The organism is Paenibacillus sp. MT86, assembly GCF_058792535.1.
In genome coordinates, this window is record NZ_CM179499.1 from 5,567,904 (window position 1) to 5,587,978 (window position 20,075).

Here is a 20,075-nt window from a genome sequence, read left to right on the forward strand (position 1 = left end):
AAGCCCATTCTTCAGGCCATCACGATCGGGAGATATTCCTCGCCTGTTACATCAGCGTTTTGTTGCGTCCTTCCGCTACGGTTCGCTTCACCAGCGGTATGACAATTCTTACCGTTGTCCCGATACCGGCGCGGCTGAATAATGTGACCCCATACTCGCTGCCGTAGTGAAGCTTGATCCGTTGATCTACGTTTCGTATGCCGTAACCCGCATTGGTCAGATCCTGTCCCCCTGTATTATCCAGCACGCGGCCGGGCGGGAAACCGACGCCATTATCGATGATTTTGAATTCCAAAGCATCTTCCAGCAATCTGGCCGTTATCCGGATATGAATATAGTCTCCGGTCCACGCATGCTCGAGCACATTCTCGATAAACGGCTGCAAAATCAATTTCACGGTTTCATACCGGACCACCTCGGGCTCAAAATCATAAGTAACCTGCATCCGGTCGTCGTATTTAATCTTTTGAATGTCCACGTAAGCTTGGGCCTGTTCCAATTCATTCTTCACGGATATGATGTTCCGGCCGTCGTTGAGCGACAAACGATAAAACTTCGCCAGGTCCATTACCATGCGCTGCAGTTTATCCAGCATCCCGAACCGCGCGAGGCGGCTGATGGAGGATAGGGTATTGTATAAGAAATGCGGATTAATCTGCGCGTGCAGCGACTCCAGCTCTGCTTCCTTTTTCTGCAGGTCGGCCAGATACACCTCATTGATCAGTTTGCCGATGTTGCTGCCCATATCGTTCAAGGCTGAGGAAATATGCGTAAATTCATCATTCCCCTTAAAGGATACCCGTTTATGGAATTCGCCTTCCTGGAACGAGTCCAGCACGGATACGATTTTGGACACCCGGCGGCTGAAATATCTGGAGACCACGATGCTGACCACGAAGAAGATACCGATGCAGATCAGACAGATCAGATAGGTTAGATTACGTATTTTGACCGTGTCTTTTTCCACGATTTGAGCAGGCACGACGGCAATCAAATCCCAGCCGAGCTGGGGAATGGGCTTCCGAATCAGAAGGTCCCCGTTCTTGCGAAGTTCCTTCTCCTTGAAAACGTTTGTGGATTTTCCCCCTGATGAAAGAACGACCCGGCCCTGTGCATCCGATAAATACAATGCGGTCCCGTCACCGATCTTCTTGTAATCCATGCTTTCAAACAGGTCCGTCATACTGACGTTCATCCGCATGAACCCGATCTCCTGCGGTTTGATGGTCGAACTGATATCCACAAGCCGCCGCAGCAAGGATATGCGTCCGTTGCTCACATCGTCCTCAATCTGCTTCCACTGCAGGGTTACGCCGTAATTTTCTTCCTTCGGATATAATTTATACCAGGACCGTTCCTCCAGCCTATCATATTGATAAATATCAAACAGACGTTTGTTGGAGTCCAGCGGGTCCGTATACGTATAACTGTCATAGATCTCCCTAAGGTCGTCGTTGCGCAGGTAGATCGATAACCAGATCCTTCGGTTCGCCGTGCTTACCGCGGTCTCCAGCTTCGGAATCAGCACGTTGATCGTGGTGTCATAGCTTATCCAAGCGCTTTCGGTAAAACGCAGACGGCTGTTAAAGGTCGTATCAAAATAAAGCATATCCGATATCCGGATCATGTCCTCCATCTTATATGATATGTTCTCGCTCATCTGATGAAGCGTGCCCTGAATGTTGTTATACGTCTGCTCTCGGGTGGACTTCACGAAGACCTGATTCGCAATCTGACCGACAAGCAGCACCGGTATAATGATAAATACGCAGTACGAAAACATTAACTTGTATCCGAAAGGTATCTTGACCCGTATTCGTTCGAATTTCCCCGCCATAGCCTGTTTGACCCCATATCTAATCTGAATTTTGCTAGTTACGAGTGCTTGCGCCGGTATTCCAGAGGCGTCATTCCATACATTTCCTTAAACTGCCTGCTGAAATAAGGCAGATACTGATAACCTGTCTGTGATGCAATTTCATATATTTTGAGCTTGGTCGTCTTGAGGAGATCCCTGGCGCGCTCCATCCGGAGCTTGATTACATAATCGCTAAAGTTGTGCCCGGTTTCTTCCTTGAAGAGCACCCCGAGATAATTCGGTGAAAAAGAAAACCGGTTCGCCATATCCCGCAGCGTAATATTCTCGTGCATGCGAGCCTGGATATTCTCTATAATCTCTTCGACCAGCCTGCCATTCTTGGTTGATTTGCGGTTCTTGAGCATTTCCGAAATTTCCATTGCCTTCATGCGGAGCCATGAGAAAATATCATCCATCGTTTCGAATTGAAGCAGAATATCCAGGTTTTTGAGCTCCAGTCCTGCCATGCGATATAACTCTTCGTTCATCGCTTGCAGATGTCCTTCCAGCTTCACCATGATATACACGGCCAAATTGCGTATGGTGAACTTGGATCGGATGCTGGATGCCAGCAGTTGAATCGCTTCCAGTTCGTCATAGATACGAACGATATCATACTCCGTCATGGCTGTAAATAAAGCATCCAGACGGATGTCGAGGCTTTTTACGTCTTCCCGGTCCTCGGTCGGCACCTCGCTGTACAGGATCCATTTGCCCTTGCCCCGGAACATCTTATAATCCAGCGCGTCCAAAGCCTCCATGTACGACGTGTGAAGCTGCTCCAGCTGATGGACGGCCCTGCCTTCCCCGACCGTCATCGAATAGTTATATTCCCGTTTTAATTCCTCCAGCAGGGCTTGAATCTCTTCCTTGCCCCGGCCCCCGTTAAGGAGTACGGCCGTTCGCTGATCGGTTACCTTGCATATATATTCAAAGCCGCGCTGTTCAAGCCGTTTATGCAGTCTCGTGAAATACTCCTCTATGGCACTCAGCTTTTCCTCGGAATCGAGCGAGCCGGTTCGCCAGGTGCTCACATTATCAAGCTCCAGCAGAATGACGCAGACCGGCCAATGAAGCTCTGTCAGCCGGTACTCCCGCTTGATAATGTCCAGGATGGCTCCGTCATAGGGCCGCTGAAGGATTTGCAGGAGATACTGATTTTTGAGGATGGGGATCATCTGCTGGTAAGCTTCCTCCGTCTCCTTGCGTTCATGAAGACGATCCAGCTCCATTCTAACCTTCGTTAATGCATCGATCAGCTCCTGGTCCTCCATCGGCTTTAACACATAACTGCATGCGTTCAAAGCAATCGCCTGCTTCACGTAACCAAAGTCCTGGTAACCGCTTACGAAGATAATCCGGAGCTCCTCCTGCAATTTCAGTGCCCGCTGAGCTAGCTCAAGCCCGGTCATGTTCGGCATGCGTACATCGGTAACGAGGATGTCGACCTTCTCACTTTCGAGCACCTCACAAGCAGCAAAGCCGTTATTGACCGAATCGATCACTTTCATTCCGAGATCTTCCCATGGAATAAAGCTTTTCATGCCCTCTAGGTCCAGTATTTCGTCGTCTGCCAGCAGCACTTTATACACGGGTATCATCTCCCCCATAAATTCCGATAAGGGTATACTGCATAAGCAGCATACCCTTCTTGGTTTAAGCAAAAATTAATTATTGGCCTTTCATTTTAGCAACGTTCTCTTGCCATTTCGTTGTTTTGAATGCAAGCAGCTTATCGTATCCTGCAGCTTGAGCATCGGCTTCAGCCTTGTCGAGGATTGCCAACACTTCGGCATCATCCTTCGCGTACAGGGCTTTCGCTCTGGATTCCGTAAAAATATCTTCTACGCGTTGACGAATAATTCCTTCCTCGCTGTCCGGAGCCGGATCGAGGTTAATGTACTCCGTAGCATTGGCTTGAGTTTTCCAAGTGACTTCATATTGCCAGCGAGTGGACCAGTTGCGCTGCTCTTCCGGCAACGTGCTCTCGTATTTCGCTTTCGCTGTATCAACAAACACGGTGTTACCATTCCAGTGAAGATTCGTTGTGATGGCTTGCAGCTTGCCGAGACCGGCAGCATCCGTTACATATTTCTCGGTGAACTTCGGTGTTACGCCATCCTCTTCAAATCCGTCCCAATATCCTCCTGGAGGCCCCCACATGAGAACGCTTTGGCCTTCAGGACCAGTGTACCAATCCAAGAATGCGAAAATCGCTTCGGGATCTTTAGCGGATTTCGTAATGACGCTTACGTTCCAACCCAATTGCGTATAAGTACCAGGGAAGATCTTGTTCTTGTCAAGGCCTTCCTTGTGAATCGGCCAGATCATGAAGTAACCGGCTTCCGGATCCTTCGCCGTCAATTCAGCGTGGGCGTTCATTGCATTTTCCGTCGGGCTCGAAGCGGCATACACAGCAACGCGTCCCGTGTTCACTTTTTCTTTTACTTGGTCAGCCGTTTGGGTCATGGCATCCTGAGAAATCAATTTCTCGCGGAACAGCTTCGCGGAATACTGCATCGACTCGCGGAAAATCGGATCCGTAAAGATCGAAGTCAGCTTATCGCCGTTAGGCACACCGCGGATGCTGATCCAACGAGTCAGAGCGTTTTCTGCGAATGCAGAGTACAGCACCTCGATACCTTGACCTTGTACGTGCGGCTCATAAGGAACCACTTGATCGCCGTATTTCGCTTTGACGGCTTTCAGGTATTCATACAGATCATCCGTCGTTTCCAGCTTCGGCTCGCCAAGCTCTTTGTAGATCTTCTTGTTTACAACATAACCTGCATTACCGTTCGGTTGGTTCGTATACCAGTTCGGGAACTGATACAGCTTGCCGTCCGGAGAGCGAAGCATGTTCAGACCTTCGTCGCCCATCCACTCTTTCAGGTTAGGATATTTATCAAGATATTCATCGAAAGGTACGAGCATATCGGCTTGACGCAGCTTCTCTACGTCCGGACCACGGTCCATCCACATCACATCCGGAAGCTCCGTGGATGCGATCATGGTATTGAATTTTTGCTGGGCGTTACCTTGCGAATGGATCGCGTTGACGGTTACCTTCTTGTTCTCTTTAATCCATTTCGAAGATTCGTCTTGTCCCCATGGCGGCATGGTGTACTCGTTATAATGGCCGTAGAAACTGAACTCAAGCGGTGTTTCGCCAAGCACAAACTTGTCGGATGCCTCCGTTGGAGGCGTGCTGGTTCCGTTTTCGCCTGCAGGCGAAGGATCAGCAGTCTTGGTTCCACCGCCGCCGCCGCATGCAGAAAGCATCAGCGCTGCCGCAAGCAAAGCCGTCATGGACGTGGTCAGCGATTTCTTTCTCAACCTCATTCTCTAATTTCCCCTTTCGTTTTTACACTTGATATTTATGTCTAAAGCTTAAGGCTTCAAACAACACGCTTTGTTTTCCCTACTCTTTCAGGGAACCTACCAGAACACCTTTAACGAAGTGCTTCTGTACGAATGGATACACCATAATAATCGGAAGCGTTGCCACCATCATGGTTGCCATGGACAACGACTTGGAGGTTACGCTTTGCATCCGGGAGAGCACCGCCTGCGAAGCGGAATCCAGGTTGCTCATCTGTTCAGACATAATATTGGAGTTCAATATTTGACGAAGCATGGTCTGAATCGGAAGCAAGTTCTCGTTATTGATGTAGATACTCGGCAAGAACCATTCATTCCAATGGGAAACCGCCGTAAACAACGATAATGTTGCGATGACCGGACCGGACAGAGGCAGAATGATCTTAAAGAAAATGCCCCAGTTGCCGCAGCCGTCGATTTTGGCGGACTCTTCAAGACCGCTTGGGAGGCCGTTGAAGAATGTCCGAAAGATGATCATATTCCACACGCTTACCAAACTCGGGATAATGAACACCCAGAAGGAATCCATCAGCCCCAAACCGCGAACGAGCATGAACGTCGGGATCAAGCCGCCGCCGAAATACATCGTAACGATACACATAATCATGTAGTATTTGCGGCCGATCAGCTCCCGCTTGGTCATCCCGTATGCGAAGATGGAGGTTACCAGAATGGAGGAAATCGTTCCGATTACGGTACGAAGCACCGAAATCTTGAAACCGTTCAGCAACCGGTTATCCTGAAACACGATGCCGTAATTCTCAAGCGTAAAATCACGGGGCCAGAAGGTAACGCCCCCCATTGCCGTATCTGAACCTGAGTTAAATGAAATGACTAGTCCGTTCCAAAACGGATAAAACGTTACAAAGGCCAAGAATGCCAAGAAGATATAAATGATGACCATCATCACTTTGTCACCAAATGCTAGACGTACCACTATTACCCGCTCCCTTCCTCATAATGATCTCTTACCATAAGCTGTTTCCTGATTTGCGTGCAATCAAGTTGGCAATCGTCAGAAGCATGACGCTGATCACCGCTTTAAACAAGCCTACGGCCGTTGCATATGAGAATCGGGAGTTTTCGATACCTATTCGATAGACATATGTGTCGATAACGTCGGATACCTCTCGCAATACCGGGTTCTTAGCCAAGAGCAAGATGTCTTCGAAGCCTGCAGTCAGTAAGTTACCAATGGCAAGAATCATGAAAATAACGACGACCGGCATGATCGATGGAAGCGTAATCGTGAAGATCTGCCTGAATTTGCTTGCACCATCCATGTCAGCCGCTTCATACATGTGCGGGTCAACCCCGGCAACCGCCGCCAAGTATACGATGGAGGAGAATCCAATCTCTTTCCAAACCCCTGTCGTTACGAGAATTCCCCAGAAATATTCCGGTAGCGACAGGAAGTTGATCGGCTCTTCGATCAAATTCAGCTTCTGCAGCAAAATGTTCACGCTGCCGTTATCCGTTGATAAGAGCGAAATCGCAAAGCCTGAGACGATAACCCAGGACAGAAAGTGTGGAAGATAACTGACCGTTTGCACCAGTCTCTTGAAGAACATATGTCGAACTTCATTTAGCATAAGAGCCAGCAGAATCGGTGCCGGGAAACCAATAAGAAACTTTAGCAAACTGATGACAATCGTGTTTCTCATGACCGTCATGAATTCCGGCGATTCAAAAAACATTTCGAAATGCTTGAATCCGGCCCACGGGCTGTCGCCCATCCCCTTGAAAATGTTAAAGTCTTGGAAAGCCATTAAAATACCGTACATCGGTATGTAGCTAAACACAAAAACGAGTGCCAGTGCAGGAAGCACCATTAACTGTATATCCCATTGTTTAGCAAAGCGAAGCAATAAGCTTTCCTTCTTCCGTTTCGGAACAGGTTCCTGTTCTACGGATATTTGCGCCATGTCCAACCCCCCGTGTGTTCTATGCCATGAAGTTTACCTGATGTCTAACATTGTAGAATAAACGATCGAATATAAACATTTGCCTATTCAACGAAAAATGATAGTATTCAATCGAGAATTGAAACGCTTACACGGCATGGAATATTTGCGAGGGTGAAATGCTGGGTGCGATTCTTTTCCATAAACGTAAAAAGACCCACCGCAAACATCATTGCGATGGGTCTGAAAAATAAGCTTGTGATGGCATTAACTATGATTTGCTCTTCACCCGAACAGGCGGAAGCAATTTACTCATATTCACCGTACGCTTGATCTCCCAAGTTTCCGGCTGATCATGTTCATACTGTTCCAAATAGGCGATGACTTCCTTCGTGATCGGAGTCGGTGTTGATGCCCCTGATGTAACTGCCACTTTGCCTACTCCTTCAAGCCATTCGCGTTTGAGTTCCGTCACATCGCCAATACGGTGGGCCGGTACTCCTGCTATCTCTTCGGATACCTGCGCAAGACGGTTCGAGTTATTGCTGCGAGGATCTCCTACCACGATCACTAAATCCGCCTGACCGGCTTGTTCGGCTACCGCTTCCTGACGCACCTGCGTTGCAAGACAAATTTCATTATGAATCTCCGCTCCCGGGAATTTATCGAGCAGGCTCTTCATGATATGCTTGATGTCCCATTGACTCATCGTGGTCTGGTTCGTGATGATGATTCGGGATGTTTTTACCTGAAGCTGTTCAATTTCTTCTTCCTTCTCGATCAGATGCACGTGTTCCGGTGCGATCCCGATCGCCCCTTCCGGCTCGGGATGCCCCTTCTTCCCGATGTAAATGATCTCATATCCGTCGGCTACCTTATCTCGGATCAGATCATGGGTTTTCGTCACATCCGGGCAAGTGGCGTCGAGCGTGGTCAGCCCTTTATCCCGCGCAAGCTTGCGTACTTCGGGAGAGACCCCGTGTGCGGTAAAAATAACGGTCCCGCTCTCCACCTGGCTCAGGATTTCCATCCGATTCGGACCGTCCAGGGTAATGATGCCTTCGTCCTCAAAGGATTGCGTGACATGACTGTTATGCACAATCATGCCCAATATATAAATAGGCCGAGGAAGGTCCAGATTCTGCGCCGCCTGACGCGCCAAGACCATGGCGTCGACGACACCGTAACAATAACCTCTCGGTGATATTTTCAAGACTTCGATGATCCCCACCTGCTTTCCGTAGTAATACATAAGCGATCTAGTCTATTATACCCTATTCCAGGGGAGGAGCAAAGACGACGGGGAGCCAGACGATAAAGGTGCTGCCTTCCCCTCTTCGGGTAACGACCTCGACAGAGCCCTTATGCTCATCGATGATCCATTTGGCGATGGACAGCCCGAGTCCGGTTCCGCTCGTGATGCCTCTCGACTGATCCGCGCGGTAGAATCGTTCGAATATGAACGGAACCTCATCCTTATCCATACCGATTCCCGTATCCGAAATCCGCAAGCCTACCTGACCTTTGTATAGAACAACATCCAGACTAACCTCACCCTCAGGCGTGTACTTGAACGCATTCTCGATAAAAATGAACAGCATCTGCTGTAAATAATCCTTATTTCCTTCCACATAAACACCGTTCAGGACAGACAGCTCTCCGACATGCCATTCTGCGGTTTTCTCCAGGAAATGAGCGCGCCGTGCAACCTCTTCAACCAACGGCTGGAGCGGCACCGGGTCCAGCTCAAACGTCTGGCCGGTATCGGCCCGAGCCAAGGACAGCATATCGTTCACCAGCCGGCTCATCCGCTTCGCTTCATCGGATATATCGCCTACCGCTTCGACCGAGATCTGTTTGATCATTTCCTCGTCCATATCCGCTCTCTCGCCGGGAGCTACCGTCCACATTTTCTGCAGAAGATCCACATTCCCCCGAATGGTGGTCAGCGGGGTCCGAAGTTCATGGGAAGCGTCCGATACGAAGCGCCGCTGCGCCGCATAGGCATCCTCAAGCTCTTTATAGAAGCTCTCCGTCCTCTCAAGCATCCCGTTAAACGTGCCGATTAACTGACCGATCTCGTCCTGAGGCCCGTCGTATTCGATCCGTACGCTAAGGTCGGTGCCTTTTTGGATCTGCTCCGCTGCCTCCGTGACCTTGCCGATCGGTTTCATGGATTTCCGGGCTAAGAATAATCCTAGGGTTGAAGCGATCACGAGTGTCGCTGCCGAGCCCATGATGAGGATGGATTGAAGCCGGTCCAGGGTTTCCTCAATTGTGCGTGTATTTGCCCCGACCTGTAGCCAACCGTAAAGTTTACCCGTCCTTTCTTCAAATACGGGTGCCTCAAATAATAGGAATGAATTACCCTTTACCGTAAACCGCTTAAATTCGTTTTTCGTAGTATTTAAGGCTCTTTCAACGGTTGGATTCTCAAACCTCAAGCCGCTAAACTCCATATTTCCCGATCTCCAAACAGCTCCATTATAGAACGTATACAGCTGTACGTATAAGTCAGCTGCTTCCATATTTATAGTGGAAGAACGGTCAGGTAGTAATGACACTGCATCAGATGTCACACCAATTTTATTGACTTCTTGGACAATCCGCTGCTTTAACTCCTCATACGTATACAAATGGACAAACCCATACACCGCCGAGCTGAATATCAGCAGTGTCACGAACAAAATGCCGGTATACCATGCTGTCAATCTTAACCGAATGGACATGCTAGTTATCTCCTCTTAAAATATAGCCGGCTCCGCGGATCGTCTGGATCAGCCGTTTACCTCCATGTTCCTCGGTCTTCTGCCGGAGCATGGCGATATAAACCTCCAGCACGTTCGACTCCCCGCTGTAGTCATAGCCCCATATTTTATCCATAATCAAATCGCGGGACAGCACCCGCTTCGGGTTTTGCATAAACAGATGCAGCAGCTCGAATTCCTTGGCAGTGAGCTCCAGTCTCTGCCCGCCGCGAATGACCTCCCTCGCATCGGTATCCATCACGAGATCCTCGAAGGTCAGTCGGTGGTTAGAAGTATCATCTCCGGTTTTACGGCGCAGCAAAGCCCGGACGCGGGCAAGCAGTTCCTCCAGCGCAAAGGGTTTGACCAGATAATCATCCGCTCCGGTATCCAGCCCCTTTACCCGGTTCTCCACTTCATCCTTTGCCGTCAGCATCAGCACCGGTATCGTGCTTCCGCCCTCCCGGAGTCTGCGCAGCGCTTCAAATCCATCGACCTGAGGCATCATCACGTCCAGAACGACGACATCCGGGTCCTCGCTCAATATCACTTTCAATCCTTCTGCTCCGTTGGATGCGGTCAGGACGTCATAGCCCTCAAACGCAAGCCCTCTGCGCAGCATGGAAATAATCTTCTCATCATCATCTACAATCAATACCCGGGATCGCATAGCGGCATCTCCTCTATATTCTTAGCGTTATATTTAGTACGACGTTACAATCCCATTATATCGGTCGCTTCAAGGACAAGACAAGCGGAAGGGAACGGTCCCTTCCGCTTGTTGTCACGCCTATCCAGGGTTACGGTTGCTGTTGTTGCTGCTGTTGGGTAAGATCAAACTTATTACGGTCCCCAATCGTCAACGGCAAATCCATATTCTTGCCGTTACGAACCACATTCAGCGTAATTTTATCTCCAACCTTCTTCGACTGTATGAATTCGGTCAGATCCTTTGAGGTCGGATATTTCGTCCCGTCTACGCCCACAATGATGTCATATTGACGCAGGTCCGCTTCATAAGCCGGCGATCGGAATACGACACCGTCAACATAAGAACCTTCCGTTACGTCGGTGCCCAGGGACTGAGCAATTTGCGGAGTGACCGTTCCCAAGGTTGCCCCTATAAACGGAACAGGCTCTTTAGGAATTTCCTCATTGTTCTTCAGGTATTCCACAACTTCCTTGATCGTGCTGGACGGAATCGCAAATCCGATCCCTTGCGCTTCCGCGCTGACGGCTACGTTCATTCCGATAACCTCGCCCTTCAGATTGAGGAGCGGTCCGCCGGAGTTGCCAGGATTAATCGAAGCATCGGTCTGGAGAAGGTGCTCATAATTGCGGTCTTGTTCGCCGTTCGTGCCTTGAATATCGATCTCGCGTTCCTTCGAGCTAAGTACACCAGCGGTTACCGTGTGTTCAAAACCGTGCGGGTTGCCGATGGCAACAAGCCATTCACCAACCTTCAGCGAGTCGGAGTCACCTAGCTGTACTGATGGGAAATCCGCCCCTTCGATTTTCAAAACGGCTAAATCGAGCTCATAGCTGGAACCGAGCAGCTTCGCTTCATAAGGCTTTTTGGTACCCTGTACCGTCACTTGAATCACATCTGCGCCATGGATTACATGCTCATTCGTCAAGATGTATCCCGACTTCTCAAAGATGAAACCCGAGCCGATGCCTGAAGGCTGAAGCTGGGATTCCTGACCTCCGTTGTTGCTGCTTCCACCGTTTCCGCTGTTTCCGCCATTGCCTTCCTGGCTCGATTGACCGCCGCCGAAGAAGTACCAGAACGGATCGTTCATGTTCGGATTCGTGCTTTGTCTATTGCTGCTGTTTACAAGCGTCTCGATCAGCACGACGGCCGGACTCGCCTGATCCACCACTGCCGATACGTCGCCAGGATTCGATGGAATCATCGCTGATGCGGTAGTAGCTCCGCCGTTATCCTGGACGTTAGCCGAAGTTTCTTGGGCTGGCTCTGATGAGTACGCCGCATCCGGCGTAAACAGATTCGTTCGGTCAGCGGCAAACATCAGGCTCGAAATGACGAGGACGCCTGCCAAGAAAGACAATAGCACGGTCTTGACGGAATTTTTGGGCTTCTGGCTGTAGTTCCACTCTTTGTTTCTTTTCATGGAATCCACAGGCCCGCCGCCACCCTGGCTTCCGGAGGAATGGGCCTGCGAGAAGCCGGAAGATGGAATCGGTTTAACGGGCTGCGGAGCGGTAACCTCCACTTCCTGGGGTTCCCGGCTCTGGTAAGGCCGTTCCGTTTTCTCATCGTCGCGGTTATTCGATATGGACTGGAACGGTCCGTAAGAATAGTAATAAGAAGAATTCTCCGTGGATGCTTCCTCACGTCTCGTTGCTTCATTGTTATTCGCTTCGCTGTTCATTCCCTCATCATCCGGATACCCGTAACGCTTTCTTTGGTCGTCCATTGGTCTACCTCCTATTAAAATCACTTGCTTCCAAGTGGTCTAATTGATTAACTGTTCTTATTGTGTACTATAAACCTTAATAGTACCTTAAAAACAATTAAAAGGCAGATAAAAAGAAAACCGGGACGCTTCCCGGTCATACCTCACCAAAAGAACATATTGCTATATTTTGACCCAGCCCTTCCGGTGGGCATAAATCGCCAATTGCGTACGGTCCTCCAACTCGCACTTCATCAGCAGATTGCTGACATGGGTTTTGACCGTCTTGATGCTGATATGCAGCTCTTCGCCGATCTCTTTGTTGCTCTTGCCTTCGGCAATCAGGAGCAGCACTTCCTTCTCCCGCTCGGTAAGCCCGGATTCATCCCCGTTCACCATATGCCGGCGGATTCCCCTGGTGAGTGCTTCCGAGACGTCTTTGGTCATGACCGGCATGCCCCGGAACGCTCCCTGAAGGGCGTAAATGAGCTCGTCAGCCGAAACCGTCTTAAGCACGTAGCTGACTGCCCCCGCTTCAATACACTCGACCACAAGCTCATCTTCTAGAAAGCTGGTCAGAATCACGATCTTCTGATCCGGGAATTCGGACATAACCGCGCGCGTGGTCTCCGCCCCGTTCATCACCGGCATCATCAGGTCCATTAGAATGAGATCCGGCCGGTCGGCCTCCTCCCCGTTTCTCAGCATATCGACGACCTCTTGGCCATTCGCTGCTTCTCCGATCACTTCAAACCCCGGATCCAACGATAAATATGTTTTTAACCCCATGCGAACCATATCATGATCATCAGCCAGCAATATCCGAATCGTACCCATAATGATTGTTGTCCCCTCTCTATTCCACTGGCTCAGCCAGCACTTCCTCATCCTTGTTCTCTTCCTCCGCCGCTCCGGTATTGCCCTCGGCCTCAAATAACGGGATATTTACTCGCACCGTCGTTCCCGCGCCCTTCTTGCTTATAATATCGACCTGTCCGCCAAGCTTTTCGGCCCGTTCGCGCATCGTCGACAGCCCGTACGATCCCTGCTTGCCTGCCACCTCGTCAAAGCCGACACCGTCGTCGCTGATGCTTAAAATCACGCGTTTCTGGTCCTCGCGAAGCGACATGCTGACAAGGCCTGCACCGGCATGCTTCACGATATTAGCCACCGCTTCCTGGATGATCAGGAAGAGCTGATGCTCAATGGCATCCGACACCCCGCCGTAGAGCTCGACATCCTTCATGCCCTTCAGGCCGTTTTGGCGGCAGTAATCCGGAAACCACCGTTCCAGTGCTTCTTCAAGGGTTCTGCCTTCCAGCTCCACGGGCCGAAGCTGCGCAATCAGCGCCCGCATCTGCTTCTGCGCCACATGGGACATTTCGATCAACTGGCCGAGCACTTTGTCCCCCTGCTCCGGATTCCGCTTCAGTACCGCCGGGAGGGATGAAGCCGACATGTGGATCGCGAACAGCTGCTGACTGACCGTATCGTGCAGATCCCTTGCCATCCGGCGCCGTTCCTCGAGGACCGCGGCTTCCGCGGCAATCTCCTTCTCAATGACATCCTGCTCGCCGAGGCGCTGCAGCAGCTTCATTTTCTTCTCCAGCGCTTCCGTCATCCCGTTAAACTCATCGTATACTCTGGCAAAAGACCCGTCTTCCATGGCAGGCAGCCGCACGTTCAGATTTCCTTTGGCAACCTGCAGCATGTTCAGATGAAGCAGATCCAGCGGCCGCTGGATGCGCTGTCCCGCGATGTATCCCGCAATCCCCGTAAACAGAAGTACACCGACCGTGTAATACACCCACAGCCGGTTATCTTCAATATGTATGTAGCCAGATTGGTTTGCTGTGTACAGGAAAACAGCAACTCCGGCTCCGATCAACAGAAAATAAAACAATATCACCCATTTGGTATTTTTCAATATCCCCATCATAACGATTAACCTACCCTATTCACTTTGACGTCACCGATAAATACGCTCACGGTAATTCGAATTTTCTTGCCCGCTTCCCTGTAATGCGGGCTTTCCAGGCCGGCATTGCTCATAAAGCCGCTTCGGGACTCCTCCAGCACCTTCATATCGCCGATGAAGGAATTGGTCGTGACATGAATGCCGACGTCCGAATCGTTCGGAACGAACACCTTGACATCCCCGATAAACGCCGAGATATTGATTTTCGTTTCGCCGTAAGGAATTTGAGCTTTGGTCAGGTCCAGTACCGTATCACCGATGAACTGCGAAATATTCGTCGGCTTCAGCTGGAAATAATCCTTCCCCATGTGCACGTCCCCGATAAAAGAGGACTTGTTCACCGTATCATGGCTATGCCAAGATTGGTGATGATGATGTTGATGATGGTGGTGTTCATCCTTATATTCCGATCCGTCGCCGTAGCTTTTGCCGTTATCGTCAAAATCCACATGAACTCTGAACTTGCTGCGATCCGGACGTTCCTGGCGCGGGCGCTCATGCTGCTGTCCCTGCCAGCGGTACCCTTTGCTTGAATCGTGCGAGTCTCTTGATTCGAACTCCGGCTCTTCATAAGCCTTGTCAGCCTTGTCTGGCTTGCCGAATCTTCGCTCAAATTCTTCGTCCAGGGAGGATTCCAGCGGACGCGCTTCAGGCGGCTCCGGGATATCGTAATCGTCCCGACGATGCGAGCCGAAATCATCCGGACTTGGCGGTGATGGCGGCGGCGTATGATCCTTCGGTTTGAAAATAACCTGCAATCCGTACCCGATCAGGATGATCGGAATCGCGTATTTGATCAAATCGCCGAAAGAGAAATGGACCATGTCCAGATTTCTTCCGAGAAAGTACGATCCGATCACGATCGGTACGATCGAGCCCCACAATGCTCCGCCACGGGCATAAATCAAGCTTTGCAGCCCGAACCAGATGATGAACACCGGCCAAAATGTCGAGAATATATAACCAAGGTCCACATGTATAATATCGAGCTGATTGAGAAGAAACACCACACCAATGCCGATGAGCAGCAATCCGTTGCTAAGCTGGCTCCATCCTTTTCTACTCATGGTCATCCCCTAGCCTTCCAGTTCTATTTTTTCTTAATTACAGTGTACAACATATTGCGATGAACGGGTTAGCGGCGGTGGAATGAAGTTGATCTCGGTCTCGAGACCGAGTCACTGGATATAAATGGATATGATTCCATAATAAAAGACCTCCGCTTTAAGCGGAGGTCTTATTGCTGCACGAACGGGCGTTGACATCTACACCTTAACGGTTTGCAGAATGGTCCCCTGGTGTGTTCAGATCGCCAAACTCAGCGTCAAACTTCTCGTTCGGTTTTTTGTAGTTCTCCTGTACTTTGGAGTTCCCTTTTGGGTTGCTGGCGATGCTGGTCTCTTCAGCAAACTCAGCGTTAAACTTTTCGTTAGGTGTTTTAAAGTTCTCTTGCACCTTGTTCTTTTTAGCCACAATATTCACCTCCCTGTTCATTTGCGATACCATCATCCTCTTCAGGGGTTTGGCCCCCGAAAAGTAGTATGTGATGAACAGGGTGTCATTATTCTTAAATGTTTACTGCCAAAGACGCGCAGCAAAATTACCCTAAATGGCTTCCTCCAGCACGGATGAAGGCAGGAAACGATAGGTCTCAATCGCGTCCTCCAAGGTTCTCAGCATGGCTTCCGTGCATTTGCCGCTTCCGGTTTTAATGACCTGCACCTCAACTTCCTTTTTCCCCCACTCCTTAAACACCTGCTTGGTGGTGGAGAAATAGAGGTCAATCTTCTGGCCCTTGATGGCTGACCCGATATCCGCTACGATTCCATAACCATAGCCGGGGATATAGAGAATGCTGCCGAGCGGAAACACATCAGGATCCGCGGCAATCGTAGACAGCGTATTTCGATCCCGCTTGACCTTCACCCCGGAGTAGGTGATTCCATACTGGGGATGTCCCGGCTTCTTCCCGGTCGACTCGTAACCTGCCGTGTATCCCGTAGCGGTTACCTTCACCGTATGCAGCACCTGGTCCTCCCTCGGGGCAAGCACCGGCATGGACTCGCGTTTCTTGCCGGGCTCGCTGGTCTTCGGCCCCGTACTTGGAACCTCCAAATATCTATTCATATCACTAAAACCTACCACGCGCAGCGCATAGAAGCGAGACATTTCAACGTAATCGGAGCCATGTATTTCCTCTGATGGATCATACACATTTCGGGTGTCCGTCGATTCGTAGGATTCGCTTAGAATCAAATTGCGGGCCTCTACTGCCGTAGAGCCTGCGCTGAACAAGATGGCTGATAAAATAAAACCAGCAAAAAACCTCTGCCATGTTTTCCATTGGATCATGTGAATACCTCCCCCTTACTAGCGAGGGTTCCCACTTCCCGAATAGAATATACGTCATGGCAGAGGTCTGTTTGTTTCCTCGGTTACTTATCTTTTACGGCTAAACTAAACCACATGGGTGTTAATTTCTTCACGCAGCTTGAGGATGATTTCGTCCAGCGGCTGGGCCCCGATGTCCCCTTCGCCGCGCTTGCGGACGGAAACCGCTCCGGCATTTTTCTCGTTCTCGCCAACGATGAACATGTATGGAATCTTCTCGAGCTGTGCTTCGCGAATCTTGTAGCCCAGCTTCTCGTTGCGAAGATCCGGCTCTACGGAAATACCGGAGAATTGAAGCTTCTCGGCCACTTCCTTCGCGTAGTCTTCAAAGGCGTTGGATACCGGAATGACTTTGACCTGTACCGGGGAAAGCCACAACGGCAGCGCCCCTGCAAAATTCTCAAGCAAGAATGCCGTAAAGCGTTCCATGGTGCCCAGAATCCCGCGGTGGATTACGACAGGACGGTGCTTCTGGCCATCGTCGCCGACATATTCCAGCTCAAAGCGCTCAGGCAGCAGGAAGTCGAGCTGGACCGTGGACAGCGTTTCTTCCTTGCCCAGTGCCGTGCGGATCTGAACGTCAAGCTTCGGTCCGTAGAAGGCAGCTTCGCCTTCGGCTTCATAGAACGGCATGTCCAGGCTCTCCACTACTTCACGCAGCATGCGCTGGGACATTTCCCACATTTCGTCGTTCTGGAAGTACTTCTCGGTATCCTGCGGATCCCGGTAAGACAGACGGAAGCGATAGTCGTGAATGCCGAAGTCCTTGTAGACCGTCATGATCAGCTGAATGACCCGGGCAAACTCTTCCTTGATCTGATCCGGACGGCAGAAAATATGCGAGTCGTTCAGCGTCATCGCGCGCACGCGATGCAGGCCGGTCAGCGCGCCGGACATCTCGTAGCGGTGCTGCATGCCAAGCTCCGCAATGCGGATCGGCAGATCCCGGTAGCTGTGCATATCGCTCTTATACACCATCATATGGTGAGGGCAGTTCATCGGACGCAGAACAAGCTCCTCGTTGTCCATTTCCATTTTCGGGAACATGTCTTCCTGATAGTGCTCCCAGTGACCGGAGGTTTTGTACAGTTCCACGTTTCCGAGTACAGGGGTGTACACGTGCTGGTAACCCAGGCGTTCCTCCATGTCCACGATATAACGCTCCAGGGTACGGCGCAGCTTCGCGCCGTTAGGCAGCCAGATCGGCAAGCCTTGTCCAACGAGCTGAGAGAACGTAAACATTTGCAATTCCTTGCCCAGTTTGCGATGGTCGCGCTTTTTGGCTTCCTCCAGCAGGCGAAGATGCTCGTCGAGCTGCGCTTTTTTCACAAACGCCGTACCGTAAACACGCTGAAGCATTTTGTTCTTGCTGTCGCCGCGCCAGTATGCGCCTGCCACGTTCATCAGCTTGAACACCTTGATCTTGCCGGTTGAAGGGACGTGCGGTCCTCGGCAAAGGTCGAAGAATTCGCCCTGCTCGTAAATCGTGATGATGCTGTCCTCCGGCAGGGCGTTGATCAGCTCCAGTTTGTATGGATCGCCAAGCTCGCCGAAAATGCGCAGCGCTTCCGCACGGCTCACTTCCTTGCGGACGATCGGCAGATTCTCGCCGATGATGCGTTCCATTTCCTTCTCGATCTTCTGCAGATCCTCCGGATTCAAAGGCTCTTCCAGGTCCATGTCGTAATAGAAGCCGTCTTCGATGACCGGCCCGACGCCAAGCTTGACTTCTTTCTGTCCATACAAACGCTTGGTTGCCTGAGCCAGCAAATGCGCTGTACTGTGGCGCATCACCTCAAGCCCTTCGGGCGTATCCTGCGTAACGATCTCGATCAACGCACCGTCCTGAAGCGGAGTGGATAGATCCACGACGATCCCGTCCATTTTTCCCGCAACGGCATTCTTTCTCAGTCCGCTGCTGATCGACGCAGCCACATCCTCGATATTGCTGCCGGCCTCATACTCCCGTACGGAGCCGTCAGGCAGTTTAATGCTAATAGCCACCTTGTATTCCTCCCCAAAAAAGTTTTCACGTTTCTTCCATATATGAAGGACGCGTTAGTCTCCCCGTGAAGCAAGGCCTTGGGCTGTTCACAAGCCCGCCTGGACTTCAGCGAAGGATACCGGAACATGCAAAAAACACCCGTCCCGCGAAGGGACGAGTGTTATACCCGTGGTTCCACCCTAATTCGATCTCTCCATCCTCTTATGTACCCGGTACATAATCGATTAAGATCCTTCATCAGCATTGAGTAACGGTCATGAACCGGTGAAGCCTACTCATCCGCATTCTTGATGACTTGCGGGTTCGACGACACAGCTACAAAGGGGTAAATCAATGGCGAACCGGAGGAAATTGCAGCCGAGGTTTCCTCTCTCTGAGCGGTCGGATCCGGATTGATTCATGTCTTTGTCAGAGCTTTTACGTGAATTTATCAGTAATTATAATCCTGACCGCTTCGGTGCGTCAAGTCATCATTCGTCCGCTTCCCAGAAGCGCGCTGCATTCCGGACAGCTGCAGCATACTTCGGCTCGGTTATCAAAGATATGGGCCAATGTTGCGATGACGGGAAGCTCCGGCTGTCTCGTGTGGATAATCATGCGGGCCGGAGATACCGAAATCAGCGTGCTGACGACCATATCCTCAATCTCCATCTCCTGGTCCAGCCTTTCCATAACCAGTCCGTCGTCACGAGGGCGTTCGATCGGGCGAAGATTGCCGTCCAGCAGCAAAAAGTCCTCTTCCCCTTTATGAATGACGTGAACCAGCGGCATTTTCGGCTCCTGAAAATAAACGAAATATTTCAGCAGGCTTACGAACTCCTCATACTGCTGATCAAGCATGAACTCATCCACCGCGTACTCGGCCATCTCGCGAAGCTCCTGTTCATAGGACTGGAGCCTGAAGGTCATGAAACCGTCCAGATTGAGCTCCGGCGCCTCGTTAAGGCATTGATATATGCCTTCGTACAGCTTGCGCTTGCGGCTCTGCCAGAAATCCCCGGACGGGCCTTCTTCTTTTTGCAGGAGCATCAAAAACCACTGCAAAATCCGCCCTGCTTCTTCCTCATCATCAAACTCGAATTCCGAGAACATTAACCGTGCAGCAATCTCCTGCTCCTTCTCCTCCAGAATGTAAGCCGTGACCGCTTCGGCAGCAAGCCGGCGCAGCGTGTCGGCCGATGCGGTCCACGAAGACAGCGGAAGCTTGCCGGAGCACGTCCAAATCACGCGGTCATTCGAAGCGCTGAATGTGAATTTGAGCGGCTTGCACTGTTTATGTAGCTCTTTCTGCTTGTCTGACAATATGCGGTGGAACGCCTTTTTCTCGTCTTCCGTCCGCGTACCGACAGAAATGCTGAACAGTTCCATGGAATCACTCCTTTCGAGTTCCC

Annotated in this window: 16 protein-coding genes; all 16 read right to left on the minus strand. The window is 50.7% G+C overall.

Annotated features, from left to right (window positions below; all coding sequences use genetic code 11):
• Positions 1 to 46: 46 nt before the first annotated feature.
• The gene (locus AC3RCL_RS25045; RefSeq protein ID WP_096776406.1) at positions 47 to 1,837 is read right to left on the minus strand and encodes a sensor histidine kinase; all 1,791 of its coding nucleotides are present in this window, start codon (positions 1,835 to 1,837) and stop codon (positions 47 to 49) included.
• A gap of 38 nt (positions 1,838 to 1,875) precedes the next feature.
• Positions 1,876 to 3,450: a helix-turn-helix domain-containing protein gene (locus AC3RCL_RS25050; protein WP_096776407.1), complete on the minus strand. Its 1,575-nt coding sequence runs from the start codon at positions 3,448 to 3,450 to the stop codon at positions 1,876 to 1,878.
• Positions 3,451 to 3,529: 79 nt separating this feature from the next.
• Positions 3,530 to 5,200: an extracellular solute-binding protein gene (locus AC3RCL_RS25055; protein WP_492532643.1), complete on the minus strand. Its 1,671-nt coding sequence runs from the start codon at positions 5,198 to 5,200 to the stop codon at positions 3,530 to 3,532.
• 79 nt (positions 5,201 to 5,279) lie between these two features.
• Positions 5,280 to 6,176 carry a carbohydrate ABC transporter permease gene (locus AC3RCL_RS25060; protein ID WP_009594306.1) on the minus strand — a complete coding sequence of 299 codons (897 nt, stop codon included), beginning with the start codon at positions 6,174 to 6,176 and terminating at the stop codon, positions 5,280 to 5,282.
• A 31-nt stretch (positions 6,177 to 6,207) separates the two neighbouring features.
• The gene (locus tag AC3RCL_RS25065) at positions 6,208 to 7,164 is read right to left on the minus strand and encodes an ABC transporter permease (RefSeq protein WP_009594311.1); all 957 of its coding nucleotides are present in this window, start codon (positions 7,162 to 7,164) and stop codon (positions 6,208 to 6,210) included.
• Between the two features lie 250 nt (positions 7,165 to 7,414).
• Complete coding sequence (locus AC3RCL_RS25070) at positions 7,415 to 8,365, minus strand: 4-hydroxy-3-methylbut-2-enyl diphosphate reductase (protein ID WP_015737116.1); 951 nt, start codon at positions 8,363 to 8,365, stop codon at positions 7,415 to 7,417.
• Positions 8,366 to 8,417: 52 nt separating this feature from the next.
• Positions 8,418 to 9,872 (minus strand): sensor histidine kinase, encoded by a 1,455-nt coding sequence (locus AC3RCL_RS25075; RefSeq protein ID WP_492532646.1) that lies wholly within the window; start codon positions 9,870 to 9,872, stop codon positions 8,418 to 8,420.
• Position 9,873: 1 nt separating this feature from the next.
• Positions 9,874 to 10,560: a response regulator transcription factor gene (locus AC3RCL_RS25080; RefSeq protein WP_492532648.1), complete on the minus strand. Its 687-nt coding sequence runs from the start codon at positions 10,558 to 10,560 to the stop codon at positions 9,874 to 9,876.
• Positions 10,561 to 10,690: 130 nt separating this feature from the next.
• Entirely contained in the window at positions 10,691 to 12,331 is a 1,641-nt protein-coding gene (locus tag AC3RCL_RS25085; protein WP_492532650.1) for a S1C family serine protease, read from the minus strand.
• A gap of 162 nt (positions 12,332 to 12,493) precedes the next feature.
• Positions 12,494 to 13,147: a response regulator gene (locus AC3RCL_RS25090; RefSeq protein ID WP_009594299.1), complete on the minus strand. Its 654-nt coding sequence runs from the start codon at positions 13,145 to 13,147 to the stop codon at positions 12,494 to 12,496.
• Between the two features lie 19 nt (positions 13,148 to 13,166).
• Complete coding sequence (locus AC3RCL_RS25095; protein WP_015737119.1) at positions 13,167 to 14,249, minus strand: sensor histidine kinase; 1,083 nt, start codon at positions 14,247 to 14,249, stop codon at positions 13,167 to 13,169.
• Positions 14,250 to 14,254: 5 nt separating this feature from the next.
• The gene (liaF, locus tag AC3RCL_RS25100; RefSeq protein WP_096776410.1) at positions 14,255 to 15,361 is read right to left on the minus strand and encodes a cell wall-active antibiotics response protein LiaF; all 1,107 of its coding nucleotides are present in this window, start codon (positions 15,359 to 15,361) and stop codon (positions 14,255 to 14,257) included.
• Positions 15,362 to 15,560: 199 nt separating this feature from the next.
• The gene (locus AC3RCL_RS25105) at positions 15,561 to 15,761 is read right to left on the minus strand and encodes a hypothetical protein (RefSeq protein WP_009594314.1); all 201 of its coding nucleotides are present in this window, start codon (positions 15,759 to 15,761) and stop codon (positions 15,561 to 15,563) included.
• Positions 15,762 to 15,893: 132 nt separating this feature from the next.
• Positions 15,894 to 16,640, minus strand: a complete 747-nt coding sequence (locus AC3RCL_RS25110) for a 3D domain-containing protein (protein WP_492532653.1) — start codon at positions 16,638 to 16,640, stop codon at positions 15,894 to 15,896.
• A 105-nt stretch (positions 16,641 to 16,745) separates the two neighbouring features.
• Entirely contained in the window at positions 16,746 to 18,683 is a 1,938-nt protein-coding gene (thrS, locus tag AC3RCL_RS25115; RefSeq protein ID WP_492532655.1) for a threonine--tRNA ligase, read from the minus strand.
• 463 nt (positions 18,684 to 19,146) lie between these two features.
• Positions 19,147 to 20,052, minus strand: a complete 906-nt coding sequence (locus AC3RCL_RS25120) for a putative sporulation protein YtxC (protein WP_492532657.1) — start codon at positions 20,050 to 20,052, stop codon at positions 19,147 to 19,149.
• Positions 20,053 to 20,075: the final 23 nt, after the last annotated feature.

Coding starts and splice junctions, on each gene's coding strand:
- AC3RCL_RS25075 (WP_492532646.1), bottom strand. CDS start 9,872: ATGTCCATTCGGTTAAGATTGACAGCATGGTATACCGGCATTTTGTTC.
- AC3RCL_RS25095 (WP_015737119.1), bottom strand. CDS start 14,249: ATGATGGGGATATTGAAAAATACCAAATGGGTGATATTGTTTTATTTT.
- AC3RCL_RS25110 (WP_492532653.1), bottom strand. CDS start 16,640: ATGATCCAATGGAAAACATGGCAGAGGTTTTTTGCTGGTTTTATTTTA.
- AC3RCL_RS25055 (WP_492532643.1), bottom strand. CDS start 5,200: ATGAGGTTGAGAAAGAAATCGCTGACCACGTCCATGACGGCTTTGCTT.
- AC3RCL_RS25080 (WP_492532648.1), bottom strand. CDS start 10,560: ATGCGATCCCGGGTATTGATTGTAGATGATGATGAGAAGATTATTTCC.
- AC3RCL_RS25120 (WP_492532657.1), bottom strand. CDS start 20,052: ATGGAACTGTTCAGCATTTCTGTCGGTACGCGGACGGAAGACGAGAAA.
- AC3RCL_RS25045 (WP_096776406.1), bottom strand. CDS start 1,837: ATGGCGGGGAAATTCGAACGAATACGGGTCAAGATACCTTTCGGATAC.
- AC3RCL_RS25065 (WP_009594311.1), bottom strand. CDS start 7,164: ATGGCGCAAATATCCGTAGAACAGGAACCTGTTCCGAAACGGAAGAAG.
- AC3RCL_RS25090 (WP_009594299.1), bottom strand. CDS start 13,147: ATGGGTACGATTCGGATATTGCTGGCTGATGATCATGATATGGTTCGC.
- AC3RCL_RS25085 (WP_492532650.1), bottom strand. CDS start 12,331: ATGGACGACCAAAGAAAGCGTTACGGGTATCCGGATGATGAGGGAATG.
- liaF (WP_096776410.1), bottom strand. CDS start 15,361: ATGACCATGAGTAGAAAAGGATGGAGCCAGCTTAGCAACGGATTGCTG.